Below are 15,640 nucleotides of genomic sequence, written 5' to 3'. Positions count from 1 at the left end.
GGTGGAGCCGGCGGCAAGGGTTGGTATCAAGATCAGGCGCCACCGCGCAGCGGGGCGAAAACTGAGCATGCGAACCGGGCGACAGTGTCCCGTGTGAACCTGCCGCTGCGACGACTCGTGAATCCGCCGCGCCGGCGACCTCAACGACCAGTCTGTCCACCGGGAAAACAGATGCCATCTGACAATAAACGGCCGACGGCCTCCCCAGGGGGAGGTCCTTCGTTCGGCATCCCGGTCTTCCCCGCGGCCACTGATTCCGGATCGTCGCCGCCGCCGGTAGGCTCACAGGGCCGGTCCTCACCGACCTCAGTCCTTTAGGCTTCCGACTGGACAGGCCATTTTGCTCCCGCCAGGGCATCAGGTTCTTGGAGGCCGTTATCAAGCCACCGTCTGGCAGCCTTCCGGGCAGGGTTTCTCCGTCGCAGCTTCCGAAAGGCTACGTGAACGCACGCCGTACCGCGTCCCCCATCTCCCCCCCTCGGTTTCCACCGAGCGTCGCGATACTGGCACTCATCGTTCTCCTCGCCGCCTGCAGCACTCCCCGCGACGAAGAGATGTTCCACATCATCAACGGCACCCAAGACACCGTCACCGTGCAGTGGAAGCGTAACGAGAATCCCTTCGCCACCCTCCCGCCGGGAGAAGGGAGCGACATGGGCATCTCTGCCGAGCGATGCAGTCACCCACCGGCCGACGACACACTGATCGCTCGCTCGGCCAGCGGGAAGAGCTACTCCTACGGCCCGCCGATCTGCTACGGAGAGACCTGGAAGATCGGCGACTGAGCGCCCTTCTTCCGGCGTCCTCGCCGCCCACCCCGAGTTTTAGAGCGATGCCCCGTCCGGCTTCCGGACGGCAGGTTCCACATGGCCGCAGGCCGATCCGGCGATGATTTCAAGACAGTAAATCCGTTGATACGCACCGCAACCGCGGGCCGTCAATCGTCGAATTATTTTCGACCCATTAAACAGGTGTCAAGATCTATCTTGGCGATCATTCTCCTGTTACGTTTCCCCCGTCCCACCCCCTTAACAGGAGAAGCATTTGTCGATACTTCGCAGAGGCCGCCTCCCAGGACGGATTGTCGTATTGGCGGTGGCCGGACTACTCACGGGCGTCCTGCAGTTATCCGTGGCCCCCCGCGCCGCCGCGAAACCTTCTCCCACCACGGATCCGGCGACATCCGCATCACCCCAGCCGACCCCGCCCAGTGATGCACCCCGACCGTATCAGCTGGTCGAACGGCCGGAAAGCGAGCTGCACAAGAAACTCGCGGCCGAGAAGCCGGACTTCGGTGACGAGGATCCGCTGTCCCAGGCATGGAAACGCAACGAGATAAGTATCGACGAGTATGTACACCACTCGGTCGAACGGCTGACGCAGCCGGAAAATGTACCGAAAAAGTATCGCTCCGCGGAGGGCATTCCTCACGAGGCGGGCCTGGCACTGTATTACGCGTTGCAATTGGCCGAGCAGCAGGCGTCATCGGAGACCAAGGCGTGGCTGACCGAGACTTTCAGGCAGCCCGACCCCGCCGCAACCCGCTCGACGTCCGGAACGGCACGGACATCCTCGGCTGCGCCGCCTTCACCGTGGACCGAGTGCGGTGATCACAGAACCCATGCGACCTTCGCCGGCAGCTACTTCGACTGTGTGCACACCGTCACCACCACCACCCAATTCAACCTCTACTACAACGTCGACGGCCTGTCCGAGGCATGGGTGTCCAACGGTAACGGTGGCGGAGTCTGGGCACGGGTGGACGGCGTCGTCGCGATGGACGCCAACGCCAACGGCGTCCCCGACGCCGTGGACACCATGACCACGAATCTGACCGAAGCCTGGGCCCGGTACAAATCCTGGGGCTATGGACTTACCGGCCAGGGCGTCCAGATATACGCCGGCTTCGACTTCGGCGGCGTCAACCCCAACCATCCCGGCATCACCATCCCCACCGGCGGTCCCGGCGATGCTGTCGGCGGTCCGGTGATCCTGCTGCCCGCCGACCCTGGGGACCCCCTGCCTGGCAGCTCGACCCGGCGTGACTGGAAATACACCTATCTGCCCTACCACGAGATGTTCCACGCGGTGCAGTACCACTACCTGTCCAACGCGCACCTGGGCGCGAATGTGACCTCGATCAATTGGTGGATGGAGGCCACCGCCGAGTGGGCCACGCACACGCTGTACAAGCAGATCAACTCCTCCGGACCGCAACCTGACGCCTACGCCTGGAACCTTCCGCTCTTCCTCGACCACCCTGAACTCGCGCTCAACTCGGCACTGAATCCGTGGAGCACCAGCCCCAAACGCCAGTACGGGGCGTTCATCTTCGCCAGCTACCTGACCGAGCGGACAAGTCTCGACTTCGTGCTGAAGACCTGGCAGGCGATGGGCAACAAACTGCCGATCGAGGCGATCGAACAGGTGCTGGCCGGATACGGCCGCGACCTGGGGACAGAACTGCAGGGCTTTGCCGTAGCCAACTACCGGCTTACCGGCACAACCCCGAACCTGAGCACATTCCTTCGCGCATCCGACGGCTACGTCGACCCCGATGCATCCACCACCTGGCGCGCCCTGCTCAAGACCGGTCGTCCCGCACGAGCCGCAGAGAAGAGCCTCGCCTGGGGCGGCGGGTCAAGCAGCGGATACACCACGGTCTGGCCAGGGGGAACTTCCTATATAGAGCTGTCTCCCCCCGCCACCGGACAGGGCCGGATGATGGTCCGCGTGACAGCCCCCGATCAAGGGGGACCCGACAGCGAGGTGGAATTCACCTACTTCCTCATCGCCTGGGACAACCTGTCCTCCAGGACGCCCAAGCGTTGGGTGAGCGCCCAGGCCAGGGGAGACGACCTGCAACACGACCTCTTCCTGTCAGTCCAGGGAGGTGAGACCGTCACCCTGATCGCAACCCGTACAGACCTGTGGGCGGACGGCGCCGCCGTGCCCCAGGGAGCTGGACAACAGGTGAACTGGACCGCCTCCGTGACGACCGAGGCCGGCGTCCGTCCCAACACCACCTTCACCAACATGTTCAAGAACTACGCCAGCACCGCCGGATGTGCGGACTGGAGCGGCGGGGACGCCACGCAGTCGGTGAAGCTGCCCTCCGGTAAGCGTGCCTGGTTCTTCTCCGACACCATCCTCGGCAGCCCCGGCAAGCGGCCGGGCGGGTTCGAGACCAGCTTCATCCGGAACTCGATCGTCGTCCAGAACGGTTCGAGCCTGCGCACGATCACCGGCGGCAACACCTGCAAGGAGACCGACACCTCGATCGACTTCTGGTCCCGCTACGCTCACACACCGGTCGGCCAGGGCTCGCAGTACTGGACGGGCGACGCCAAGGTCCAGGGCGACCGGGTCGTGAAGTTCTACTACAAGGGCATCGCGGACGAACACACGCGCGGCGCGGTCACGACGTTCTCCATCGACGAGTTGGAGAACAACACCGTCGTCAAGAAGACTCCGGAAGCACTGGCCGACTGCTTCGTCGCGGCGCCGTATCCCATCATCTGGGGCACGGCGCTGGTGGACCAGGGTGATTACACCTACATCTATGGGTTCGAGTCCAAGGCCACCTTCGGCAAGCGGATCTTCGTCGCCCGCACCCCGATCTCCGCCGACCTGACCGATGAGTCCTCCTGGCGTTACTTCAGCGGAACCGACGCCGCCGGGAATCCCCAGTGGGGGACATCCTGCTCGGCTTCCCGGCCCCTGGGTCCGCTGGCCGAGGGAGGCTTCAGCGTCGCCCACATCAACGACCAGTTCTGGCTGATCCACCATGCCGATCCGCACGTCACGCCGGGCACGATCGCGGCCAATCCGTCGAGGACGCCGTGGGGGTTCACCAACACCCGGGTGACTTTGTACTCCCCGCCGGAGGCTCACACCAGCCCGAACTTCTATGCGATCTACGAGGCGCGCATCCACCCTGGACTGTCATCGGATCCGAGCAGGGTGGTGATCTCCTACAACGTCAACACCAGCGCGGTGAACATCGGCTGCCGCATCAGGACGGACTATTACCCCGAGACCTACCAGCCCCGGTTCATCGACGTCCCCATAACGGCCTTCTTCTCGCCCGTCGCCCCGCGGACGGTGTCCCCTGTCCTGGAAGCCCCGTCGGCGGCAGCAGTTCCTCAGGACCCACCGCCCCAGGAAACCGCCGTCGGGCGGGGTATCCATCCGCCCGCCTTCACCGATACCGGTCGTCCGCCCAACGCGCCGCCCCCGCCGCCCGACGGCAAGCTCCCACCCGCCGAGGAGACCCGTACGGCGGTGGGAATGTCCGCGCTGGCTCCGGACAATTCCTGGTATGACAACGAGATCGAGCCGCAGCGGAGCAACGGTGGATGTCCCAGGCTCCAGGATCGCCAGGCCAGCGGTCTCGCAGCGACCGTCCAACCTCAGGGACACGTCAATCTCAAATGGGACGACGTGGGCCAGGGGGTGTGGTACTGGATCTGGCACCGTGACGCCACGGTGGGGGAAAGCTGGAAGAAGTACGAGTTGTGGACCAACAAGCCGGAAGCCCGGGTGGATCCCATCGGCGGGCCGTGGAACCACGGACACACCTTCGAGTGGTACGTCGTGCCCTTCTCCAGCACCAAGAATGCGATCGAGGGCCGCAGATCGAACACTGAGAGCAAGGTCGTTCAGGTGACGAAGCCCGCCGCGCCCACCGGGGTGACGGCCACCGGATCCGGAGCCAACACTGTCAAGGTGTCCTGGAACGGGGTCACCTACCCGTCCAGCGGCGTCCATTACTACATCCATTATTGGACCGGGTCCCAACCACCAACCAAGATCGGTCCCTGGGGAGAGGACAGTCGCAGCGCCCTCGTCTCGCCCCTCGCCGGCGGCGAGTACTACTGCTTCCAGATGACCGCCGAGAACATGGGCGGCGCAAGCGCCAAATCCAACACCGCCTGCTCATGGGTTCCCTGATCCCATAGTCGGCGGGCGTCACAACCAGGTCGCTGTCACACCCGGCAGCGAAGTTTCTCGGGGAGGCCGCCGTGAGCATCCGGCATCGTTCACGGCGGTGCTCCCGAGCTCCCTGCGTTTCATTGGACGACGGCGACACCGCTCTCCTCCTCAGCCCTTGCGGCGCACGCTGAGACGAGGATCGGTTTCACATCGTTAATCTGTCCCGCATCCTGCAGGCATGCCCGGAAAGAGTTCACACGCACACCGGAAACGACGTGATCGACTTGAGATGATTTCACATTCATTGCCACTTGACATGAATTTGACGGCCTCATAGATTCCATTTGTCACATAGGCGTACATGCACGGAGAAAACACCATGAAGGAAAATTCAAAATCCCAGTGGATTCTCGCTTTCGACGCGTCCTGTGGCCAATGCCGAGGACTCGCCGACAAAGTGAAGAAATTCAGCGGTAATCGTCTCGGAATAATTCCGCTGACACACCCCAACGTCGTCACGTGGAGGAAACAGGCGCTCGGCGAAGACGCGCCGTACGCCCCCACTCTCATCAGGGTCGATGATGCTGATGTACGCGCGTGGACGGGCCCGGCCATGGCGATTCGACTCGCCTCCCGGCTGGGATTCCGCGGGACGTACGGCCTGCTGGCCGCGCTCGGCGAAGCGCGGAAGGAGGCGGAGAGGCATGACGACGCCCATTCCGGCGCCGCCTCGGGCCGTCGCCGCTTCCTCCGGACCGCCGGCCTCGGAATCGCCGTATCCGTGATCGCCGGCAGGACATCGCTCGCCCAGGCCGCTTCGGACTCCCCTTCGCCTGCCGAGGCGTGGGTCGAAGCGAATAAGGCGAATCTTCCACAGACCTACGAGGCGTTCAGCGCACACGACCTGTCGCACCGTCAGGCCATCTTCACCGAACTCTCTCCCAAGGTCCGCAGCAATCTCTGGGTCACCCATGTCCAGAGGTATCGGCAATCACACCCGAATATGAGCGCCGAGCAGCAAGAAGTGATCAGGACTGCTCTAGAGCTGTATCGCGACGTCACTACCTTCGCTGTTCTGCCGACTGAGGAGACATACGACAAACTTCAGTCGCTGAATACTGCGGCTATTGCCGCCTTCGGTGCCGATGAGGCTCATGCCTTGCTGTCCAACCTAGGCCCCCAGAAGCCTCATATCGCATCGGATCAATCGACTCTCGCCGCGGCAAGCGATTGCGGCTGCTCGGCCGACCTCCCCAACAACTGCCCGAGCTACCAGCCCTGCCGTCGGGGGGCGTACAGCTGCTCCTCATCCGGAATGGGATGCGGTCCAGGATGGGTCTGGCCGTGCAATGGAATGTGCTGTGCACGCACCACCCAAGGATGGATCTGCTATTAATGAGTTTCACGGTGAAGCTGCGGCGGCCTGAGAACCGGCCCGTCGCAGCCGATCCCTCTTGAGCGAGGCGCGGTGACGCCTTCGGCGTCACCGCGCAAACAATCGCATCGCCACAGCTCTGCGATCTGCACTGGCGGCGGTCCGAGCGCCGCGCATCACGACCTGGGATAGATATCCACCTGGACAAACGCGTTGTAGCAGTGACACGGCTCGGATTCGACTTGCGGGTACTCGGGGAAGGTGGCTTCTCCTTCACCGATGATCCGTCCCCTCGCATCCTTGATGACGGCCTGGACGGACATACGCGAGTAGCCGGTGGCGTCTCCGGGGAGATTGACGACGGCGACGGGAAGCTGGGTTCCAGCTGTGGCACCGGTCCCCGCGGCAGGGGTGGGAGAGCCGGACGGTCCGGAAGCTGCCACCTGGCCTTCACTGCAGACGCCGCGTGCGTCACACAGTTCATACGTGTGATCGGGCCTTACGATCGATTGATGCGCGGTCAGCTGCACCCTGTTTCCAGGACACGGCTTGCAGACGACCGGTTCCGCGCATCCGGACAGTGCCGCCGCCGTCGCAGTCGCGCATGCCAGCATGCGGAGCTTCCACCGCTTCGGCATGGGACCTCCTCGCGCTAGTGAGACGACATACGTCTCCGGAAGCATGTCGGTCAGCCGCGGTCTGCGCTGACCCGATCATAAGTTCTGGTACTCGGAGACCATCAGGACACGAGGTCCGCACAGCGGCACCCCCGAGCCACGGGGGCACCGCCGTACGGCACCTGGTCCTTCCTCACACCGCTAACGCCGGCCTTGCAGGCAGTAGCAGTCTCCGGCATTCTGCGGCGGGACGCCGAATGCCGAGTCCGGCAGCCGCTTGAAGAGGTATCCCGCCTCCTTTGAAGCCTTGCGGAGTTTCGCCAGTTCCTTGTCGGTCAGCGTCCGGGAGGCGGCAAGGTTCTGCGGGCGGACCCGGGCGGGCGCCGAGGCTGCGGCTTCCAGCCCGCCGTTGGCGGCGACGATCCGGAAACTGTAGTTGGTGGGTCCGCTGAACAGGTAGCCCGCGCTGAATCCGGGATCGAGGGTTGCGGCGTCCAGGGGATAGGGCATGCGGCTCCAGGTGGGACTGGCCTGGGTGTGGTCGAGGTACTCGATCCAGTAGCCGATCGCGCCGTAGGAGGGGTTCCATTCGATCCGGGCCTCGGCCGGGCCGATCTGCCAGGTGTCGACCCCGGTGACCGCGGGGGGCGCGCCGCGACCGGTGTGAGCGGGCAGGGCTCCTCCGGGCGCGCCGGCTCCGACGGCGTTGACGCCGGCGACAGCGATGTTGTAGCGGTGGTCGGTAGCCAGCCCGGTGTAGGTGTAGCTGGTCCCGGTGACGGTGACCGTGGGCAGCCAGGCTCCGGTGGTCTGGTCCTGCCCGTAGACCTCGTACTTCGTCGCCCCCGGGGTCGGCTTCCAGGTCACCTCGACGCTGGTCTGGCCCGGAATCAGTTTCACGCCCTCGGTCTGGGGAGGAGTCTGCGGGTTGGCCACCCCTGAGGCGATCGGCGAGGCCGCGCTCTCCTGAGTGCCGTGAGCGGCGGTGATCCTGTATTCGTAGGTGTGCCCCTTGATCAGACCTCCGGACAGCCAGTTGTCGCCGGCGATGGGGTAGGGCAGTTTGTGGAACGGCTCGCCCGCCGTCACATCACGTGTGTGGATGTAATATCCGCCGGCTCCGTAGACCCTGGCCCACTTGAGCTGGATGCCCTCCGGAACCACCTGGGCCGTCGCCCACCCGGGTGCCGTCAAGGTGATGCCGGGCACGCTGGAGGGGACGGAGCCGAAGGCCGAACCGATCGCGAAACGGGTGGCGAAGGCGTCGGCGAACGCCTTGGCGATCTTGTATTCGCCGACCCCGTTGGGGTGCAAGCCGTCGTAGGCGTCACTCGCATGGTTGAAGGTGCTGTTGACGTCCACCACATGGATCGGTGATCGAGTCGTGCTCAGGGATGTCACCACACCGGGAAGCTTGGCCTTGTAGTCGGAGATCGCCGGATTCAGCCACGACCAGCCGTCCAACTCTGAGCGGTTGACCACATTGGAGACGAGAATCTTGAGGTCGGGGTTGGCGGCCCGTGCCTCGGCGATGAAATCTCTCATCGAGGTGATGGTGCTGTCGGCTCCGCCGTACCAGGCGATGTCGTTGAAGCCGAGCGCCACGGCGAGATAGTCGGGCTTATAGGTCTGCACCATCCCTCGGATTTTGTTCTTGGCGTCTGCGTAGTGCCATCCCCACAGTGAGAAATGGTCGCTGTCGAAGTTCCCGTCGCGGTAGGTGGCCGAGGTGTCCTTGGCGTACATGTTGAACGTGCCGCGGTAGGGACCGACGAAGTCCACATTCAGACTGTTGGCGGCGAAGTGCTTGGCCAGGCGATATCTCCAGGTGTAGTCCCCTTCATGGCCGTTGGTGATCGAATCGCCGACCACCATGATTTTCCCCCCGTTGCCGGTGGGGGTGATGTTCACCGGCTCGCTGAAGTATGGCCCCGTCGCCGGGGCGGTGGCCTGCCGTCCTCCCACCTGCACCGCCAGACCCGGTCGGCCGATCGTGATCTGGTTCCACTCCTGCAAGGTGGGCGTATACGTGGTGGTGGCGACCGTCACAGATTTGATCGATTGCCCGTTGGCCGGATCGACGAACTGCACCTCGAAACGGTTGTTGGGGTGGTTGGAAGTCCCACCGGCGGGACTCCAGCTGATGGTCGGAGGGGACGTCGTGCCGACCGTGACAGTCTTGGGCCCCATGCCGTGCGCGGCCAGCACCTTCTGCCCCGCCTTGCGGTCCTGCCAGTTGCGGCCGGCGCTGAGCGCCTTGTAGGCGGCCGAGAACGTGGTGGAACCATCAGCGGTGAGCTTGGTGATGATGTCGTTCATCGTCCCCCAGGCGGCCGTCTCTCCGGAGTCGGCATCGACTTGGGAGTCGTAGAGGTCCCACAGCACTCGTTGAACGGCCAGTTCGCTGTCCTCACCGGTCGGCGCGCAGGTGAGGGCGCCGGCGCCGCTGGCCGCGTTCGCCGTCTCGATGTTGTAGAAGAACACGACCGTCGACGGGTTCGGGGGCGAGATCGAGCCGTCGTGGTAAACCGTCGGGGAGTAATTCGGGATGCCCGCCGGCACTCCCTGCGCCTGCAGCGCCTGCAACCCGTAGAACGAAGCCCAGCCTTCGCTCCAGGCGAGGCCGAGGGCGTCTTGTTTCGTCCTGCTGCCCTGCCAGGCGTTGTCACAGATACCGTGGCTTCCTCCGGGGCTGGAGACGAAGCCTCCCTCGTCCGCGACCACGTGTCCCGCCTCGTGCGCGAGAACGGTCCAGTCGAAGGCGTCCTCGTTGCAGTGGTCCCCGCCGCTGGAGCAGATGAGCGAGCTGCCTCCGGTGTAGATGACTCCTCCGCTCATCCGGGAACCGGTGGCCGGGTAGATCACGAGGAGCTTCGACTGCCAGTCGGAGCGGCGGATGCTCTGATAGTGGGCCCCGACTGTGCGCAGGGCGTCCAGCAGCGCGAAAGACCTGCCCGTATCAGTGTTGTTGGCGATGTCGACGTTCACACTGGAGTAAGCGTTTCCCGGCGACCATCTATAGGGACCGGAGGCCACGTAGTACGGGTTGGAATCGTTTCCCGTGTGGATGACCCCCACCTCGTTGTCCGTGACGACCTTGAGCATGTACTCGCCGGCTCTGAAGTCCACGACGGTTGCGTTGAAGGTGCCCGTTCCACTGGTTCTACCGATTTCATGTCCCGGTAGTCCGCTGGTCGAGACCAACTCAAGCCGAGCATTCCGAACTGGCCTTTTGATGCCATTCCGGTCGAGATAAGTCACCGTACCGCTGATTGTCACCTGATCCGCCGCGGCGGTGAGCGACTGATTCTCGTCCGGCAACGGCGCGACTTTGATCGACGACGGATCGGCAGCCGGAACGGCGTGAAGTTTGAGCGCCTCCGCCTGGAACTCGTCCTCCGACAGCAGGCCCAGCTTCAATTTCTGCTGGAGTTCGGCCTCTGCGAGACCTTCGAAGCTGATGGCCGTGACGATTCCGTGGGACCCGTTGCGCACCGCAATGAACTGAGAATCCGCTCCGTCGGGACCGGTGAACACCTGCGCAAGGATCCCGGTATCCCCCTCGGCGAACTCCGGCAACTCCATGGAGCGTTGCACGGACTGCCCTGCCTGCAGATCCCCCAGAGGCGCGGTGCCGATATGCGCCGACACGCCGCCGCGGTGGGAGCCCACCCGGATCGATGCGTCTGAAACCGGCGCGTGGGCCGTCAATTCTATGACTGCCGTGCGTCCATCCTCGCTCAGGTCGAGCGTGACATCGGCGATGCGGAGTCCTTCGGAAGCACTCCCCTGCTGGGCGGGGATTTCCGCCCGCCTCCCGGGCGAATTGGTCACGAGACCGGTAGAACCGCCATACGGCAGCGAGCCGCGGCCGTCCCCAACGGCGGCCGTCTCCGAAGACGAGGCAGAGGCGCTGACAGATGCCGAGCCCATAAACTGTCCTGCGGACAGAGCCATGATCATCGTTAATGTAACGACGGATTTACGCATGGTAGCCTTTCTCCTGAAGCGCTGCGACCAAAGGAAGCGATAGTCGCAGAAGAGGCTATCTGGATGGCTTTCTTCATGATCAGTCCGGACATTGGACATACTGGCAGGCGCTTTGCCGAAGATCAATACCTGGAGATTCCCGCAGAAGACCTCTGCCGCGGGATCGGGTTCCGGTTATCGGGTGACTCATAAATTCCAACAAGGCCCGCCACGGCCGGGAGGCGCCCGGTCGCTCTCCATCGAATTGAGCTCGGGCGCGCACGTCGGCAGCGCCTTGCCGGGTCAGCGGGTTCCGCCTCCGGGCGACGAGTACGGCAGACGGAACACTCCACCGGTTATTCACCGGGTGCGGGTGGAACAAGGCCCCGCGCCGGTCGCTTCAGCCGTTCGAGACCTACATCACCGCAGGCGCCGGAAAAGGGACGGCCTTTCTCCGCATTGGCAGTGCTCGTCGTCGTCCCCATCGAAGCCTGACGGGCCGATGGCGCAAATCGATCCCGCGGCGGCGGATCAGTGGGCGAGTCGGGCATGAGCGATCCGGGCGGGTCGCGCCTTCGCTGGTGGGCGAGCACCACCGCGTGCGGGCGCGGGAGCACGCCGCCGACGGCCGGGAGCGGATTCGGCGAGGAGGATCTCCCGCCGGTCATCGGAGTGGTAGACCGCCCGGACTGAAATGATCTACAAGAGAGCCCGTGATCGATAGCAGCCCGGGCGGGTGTCAGTCCTGGGTGAGACGGCCCAGGCGCTCCATGGCCTCGACGTACTCCTCGACCATCCCGAACACCACGTCCCGGGTGGGCTTCACCTGGTTCATCGTCCCGATGATCTGACCGGCCGGGAAGGTCGCCAGCTCGGCGGCGTCGGACCGGCCGATCCTGCGCAGCGCGTCCGAGACCAGCATGAACTGCAGCGGCATCGGCAGCGTGCCCGGCGACTCGGCCGACTCCCAGGCGTCGGTCCACTCGTTCTTCAGCAGCCGGGCCGGCTTGCCGGTCCACGAGCGGGAGCGGACGGTGTCGCGGGAGGTGGCCTCCAGGATGCGCCGCCTGGCCATCTCGGGGGTGTCGGCCTCCTCCACGGTCAGCCAGATCGACCCGGTCCACACGCCCTCGGCGCCCAGGGCCATGCCCGCCGCCATCTGACGTCCGTTGCCGATGCCCCCGGCCGCCAGCACGGGCACGTCGACGGCGTCCACGACCTGCGGGATGAGCACCATCGTGGAGATCTCACCGGTGTGCCCGCCCGCCTCGGTCCCCTGCGCCACGACCACGTCCACGCCGACCTCGACCTGCTTGACCGCGTGCCGGGGGGTGGAGGCCAGCGCCGCCACCTTGACGCCCTTGGCGTGGGCCATCTCGACCACGTCGGCGGGGGGCGGGCCGAGCGCGTTGGCCAGCAGCGCGATCGGGTGCTTGAGCGCGACCTCGACCTGCGGCCGGGCGGTGGCGTCGGTCCAGCCGAGCAGCACCTTGCCCGCGTCGGCCTCGTCCGACAGCGGCGGCACGCCGTGCGCGGCCAGCAGGTCGTCGACGAACTTCCGGTGACCTGCCGGGATCATTCCCTGCAGGCGTCCCACCAGGTCCTCGGGGGAGTCGACGCCGAGGTCGGCTCCCGCGTAGGAGGCGGGCATGACCACGTCGACGCCGTACGGCCGGCCGTCGACGTGGTCGTCGATCCACTTGAGCTCCATCTCGAGCTCTTCCGGGCTGAAGTAGAGCGCGCCGAGCACGCCCATCCCGCCGGCGCGGCTGACCGCGGCGACGACATCCCGGCAGTGGCTGAACGCGAAGATCGGAAATTCGATTCCGAACATGTCCGTGACACGTGTCCGCATACGCCCACGGTACGGTGCCCAGCCACCAAACTGCAACGTGTTCTAGTCTAGAACGTTCGCTCTACGGCCGCCCGGGGTCACGCCTTGCGACGGGCGCCCCGCAGCGCGAAGAGCCCGCCGCCCAGGAGCACGACACCGAGGATGAGCAGCACCAGCGGGATGGTGGTCTTGATCAGCGTGATCTGGCTCTTGCTGTTCCTGGCGTTGGTCGACAGCTCGTTGACCGTCTCCTGGGTCATCTTCGCCGTGGCCACGAACGCCTTGGAGCGCTCGACCCCGTCCTGGGTCTTGAGCACCTCGTTGCGCTGCTGCTCCTGCCGGACCGGCGAGCCGGTGACGGGCTCGATCCAGAACGTGTTCTTGCCGTCGTAGACGCGGTCGACCTGGATGTCGCCGGCGACCGGGACGCCGAAGACCGAGGCGGGAGCGGTGATGGTCTGCGTCTTGGTCGGCGGGATGGCCTGCTCGAACTTGTAGACCGCGAGCCCGTTGACCGTGTCCTCGCCCACGAACTTGGCGTCGAACGCCTTGCCGGTGGTCGAGTTGAACACCTTGTAGGTCTTCTTCTCGACGTCGAAGGGCCACTTGTAGATCTGGCCCTCAAGGGTGACCGGCTTCTTGTCGATGTTCACCGCGCAGCAGTTGACGCCGACCCCGGTGTACTTGTTGAAGGCGCTGCGCCGCTCGCTCATCGAGATGCCGGCCTTGTTGTTGGTGACGTCGTTCACCGAGGTGAACTCGTCCCAGACGACCCTGTCGCCCTGGGCCTGGGAGACGTCGCCGCGGGTCGTCACGGTGATGTCGAGGTTGCCGGTGAGGACCTTGAGGTCGCCGGTGCTGAAGTACTGGGCGTTCGTCGCCTCGAGCTTGCTGACGCCGTACTGGCCGGCCGGGGCGGCGATGAGCTTGTCCGCCACCTGGAACCTCACCAGCGGGGCGAGGACGATGAGGAAGGCTCCAACGGCTAAGAGAACGACTCCGACTGTCTTGCGCATGGAATCCTCCGGGGGGTGGCCAGCCGTGCGATTTGGGCTATATGTCGTGAAATGGTGTTCTATTTTCCGGTCATGTTAGTGCTGCGAGTGATCGACGTCACGTAGGTTACTGAAAAGTAACCGCAGCTTGTTCTAGTGCGGCTTCCGCGCGTGAACAGTCAAGATCGCCGAGGCCGCGGGCCAGGAACGGAACAACCGGTCGAGCGGGCGCAGGGGGCCCGGCACGTCGTGGTAGCAGGCCCCGCGCACCCGCAGATCCGCGAAGCCGTACGCCACCAGGAACTCCTTGAGCGCGCCCAGCGTGAACAGCCGCAGGTGCCCGGCCACGAACTGGCCGGGCCTGCCGAACACCCGGGCCATGCTGACCTCGGAGAAGACCGGCTGCCGGCCCAGCGCGAGCATGCCCCGGTTGAACCACGCCGCGAGGTTGGGCGTGGACAGCAGGAGGTGGCCGCCGGGGCGCAGGACCCGGTGGAGTTCGAGGATCGCCGCGTCGGGATCCACCAGGTGCTCGATCACCTCGGAGAAGACGACCACGTCGACGCTGGCCGAGGCCAGGGGGAGGCCGGGGTGGGCCGCGGTGCCCCGCATCACCGTCAGCCCCTTGGCCCGGGCCGTCTCCAGCGGCGCCATCGCCCAGTCCATGCCGATGACCCGGTGCCCCGGAGCCGCGTCCGCGGCCATCCGGGTGATCCCCCCGTCGCCGCAGCCCACGTCGGCTATCACCAGCTCACCGGACGACGCGGCGGTGATCTCTCTCAGGAACGCGACCAGCCGGGCGGCACGGTCCTGGGCGGCGGAGACCGGGGTCTCCGGCCGCTCGTAGAAATCGCGGAGCTCACCAGACGCTCGAACGGTCACCTGCCGCCGCCCTTCCCTCAGATGGTTGAGCGCAGCGTATGACTCCCCGGTCACAGAGATGTAACCCGTTTCATTCCCCGGCGGTACAGCAGCCCGCCGGTCAGGGCGAGCGCCGCCCCCGCCCCCGCCACCAGCCACGGAAGGCGACTGTTCATGATCTCCAGAATGCCCACCCGCGGGCGCACCTCGGCCACGCGGGCGTTGACCTCCTCGGGCAGGCTCACGAAGTCGGCCTCCAGGGCGGTCAGCCGCGCCCCGTCCTCCTCGGCGACGATCGACTGCCGCTGCCGTTCCTCGATCTTCACCGGCGTCCCGGTGACGGGCTCCACCCAGTACGTGCGATCCACCGACGCCCACACGGACGCGCGGACGTTGCCGTCCCGATCCGGCCGTCCGGCGGTCCGCCGGAACAGCCCCGCCGGCACCACGCCGCCGGGGACCGGGCCCGCCCGCGTCTCCGGCACCCGCTGGACGTAGCGGTAGACCCGCACGTCCCCGATCCAGGTCTCCCCCTGGAAGACCATGGGAAGGGCCGTCCCGGTGACGGTGTCGAAGAAGGGGTAGTCCCGGCGCCCGGCGAAGAACGGCCACCGGTAGGCCAGGCCGGACTGCTTGACGGCGGACGAGGTGCCCACGTACTCGCCGCAGCAGTTCACGATCCGGCCGGACCTCCGGTCGAAGGCCGCCCGCCGCTCGGTGTAGCTCAGCGTCAGCCCGCCCTCGGTCCGCACGGTGGTGAAGTTGTCCCACACCGCGACCCCGCTGATGGCCGCGTTCACGTCCCCGCGGATCGTGGAGATCATCTCGACCGTCTGGTCCCGCAGGAGCCGGCCGCTCGCGCGGTCCAGCGCCGTCGCGCCCTCCGCCCGCAGTTTCGTCACCGAATAGAAATCCTCCGGCGCGGATGCCAGAGCGCCCAGCAGGTAGAGCGGCACGGCCAGCGCCAGTGCCGCCAGGAAGCCGCCCAGACCGAGCAGCCCCAAGCCGGCACGCCGCATGGAGCCTCCACAGCTAAAGGGACAGTAGAACGGAT

8 protein-coding genes are annotated in these 15,640 nt (G+C 65.6%); 3 read left to right on the top strand and 5 right to left on the bottom strand.

All coding sequences use genetic code 11. From position 1 onward, the window contains the following. Positions 1-554 precede the first annotated feature (554 nt). The 3 genes from Plo01_RS05115 to Plo01_RS05105 all read left to right on the top strand — a co-directional run bounded on the left by Plo01_RS05115 (position 555) and on the right by Plo01_RS05105 (position 6,331). Positions 555-785, top strand: coding sequence for a hypothetical protein (locus tag Plo01_RS05115; protein WP_203889322.1), 231 nt, complete (start codon positions 555-557; stop codon positions 783-785). A 310-nt stretch (positions 786-1,095) separates the two neighbouring features. Next, positions 1,096-4,953 (top strand): DUF5005 domain-containing protein, encoded by a 3,858-nt coding sequence (locus tag Plo01_RS05110; protein WP_203889321.1) that lies wholly within the window; start codon positions 1,096-1,098, stop codon positions 4,951-4,953. 361 nt (positions 4,954-5,314) lie between these two features. After that, positions 5,315-6,331: a bacteriocin fulvocin C-related protein gene (locus Plo01_RS05105; RefSeq protein ID WP_203889320.1), complete on the top strand. Its 1,017-nt coding sequence runs from the start codon at positions 5,315-5,317 to the stop codon at positions 6,329-6,331. 797 nt (positions 6,332-7,128) lie between these two features. Here Plo01_RS05105 and Plo01_RS05100 read toward each other — a convergent pair. The 5 genes from Plo01_RS05100 to pgfA (Plo01_RS05080) all read right to left on the bottom strand — a co-directional run bounded on the left by Plo01_RS05100 (position 7,129) and on the right by pgfA (Plo01_RS05080) (position 15,605). Then, positions 7,129-11,043 carry a fibronectin type III domain-containing protein gene (locus tag Plo01_RS05100; protein WP_203889319.1) on the bottom strand — a complete coding sequence of 1,305 codons (3,915 nt, stop codon included), beginning with the start codon at positions 11,041-11,043 and terminating at the stop codon, positions 7,129-7,131. Between the two features lie 592 nt (positions 11,044-11,635). After that, entirely contained in the window at positions 11,636-12,751 is a 1,116-nt protein-coding gene (locus tag Plo01_RS05095; protein ID WP_203889318.1) for an NAD(P)H-dependent flavin oxidoreductase, read from the bottom strand. 77 nt (positions 12,752-12,828) lie between these two features. Beyond that, on the bottom strand, positions 12,829-13,746 hold the full coding sequence (pgfA, locus tag Plo01_RS05090; protein ID WP_203889317.1) for a cell envelope lipid trafficking protein PgfA: 918 nt from the start codon (positions 13,744-13,746) through the stop codon (positions 12,829-12,831). A 132-nt stretch (positions 13,747-13,878) separates the two neighbouring features. After that, positions 13,879-14,607, bottom strand: coding sequence for a class I SAM-dependent methyltransferase (locus Plo01_RS05085; RefSeq protein WP_203889316.1), 729 nt, complete (start codon positions 14,605-14,607; stop codon positions 13,879-13,881). A gap of 50 nt (positions 14,608-14,657) precedes the next feature. After that, positions 14,658-15,605, bottom strand: a complete 948-nt coding sequence (pgfA, locus tag Plo01_RS05080) for a cell envelope lipid trafficking protein PgfA (RefSeq protein WP_203889315.1) — start codon at positions 15,603-15,605, stop codon at positions 14,658-14,660. Positions 15,606-15,640: the final 35 nt, after the last annotated feature.

The organism is Planobispora longispora, assembly GCF_016863135.1.
Taxonomy (GTDB): Bacteria; Actinomycetota; Actinomycetes; order Streptosporangiales; family Streptosporangiaceae; genus Planobispora; species Planobispora longispora.
The sequence above is the reverse complement of the archived record's forward strand: the minus strand, read 5'-3'. Positions and strand labels throughout refer to the sequence as shown.

What these genes read in the sequence shown, in the direction of transcription:
- Plo01_RS05115 (WP_203889322.1), top strand. Translation starts at nt 555, where the DNA reads ATGTTCCACATCATCAACGGCACCCAAGACACCGTCACCGTGCAGTGG.
- Plo01_RS05105 (WP_203889320.1), top strand. Translation starts at nt 5,315, where the DNA reads ATGAAGGAAAATTCAAAATCCCAGTGGATTCTCGCTTTCGACGCGTCC.
- Plo01_RS05095 (WP_203889318.1), bottom strand. Translation starts at nt 12,751, where the DNA reads ATGCGGACACGTGTCACGGACATGTTCGGAATCGAATTTCCGATCTTC.
- pgfA (WP_203889317.1), bottom strand. Translation starts at nt 13,746, where the DNA reads ATGCGCAAGACAGTCGGAGTCGTTCTCTTAGCCGTTGGAGCCTTCCTC.
- pgfA (WP_203889315.1), bottom strand. Translation starts at nt 15,605, where the DNA reads ATGCGGCGTGCCGGCTTGGGGCTGCTCGGTCTGGGCGGCTTCCTGGCG.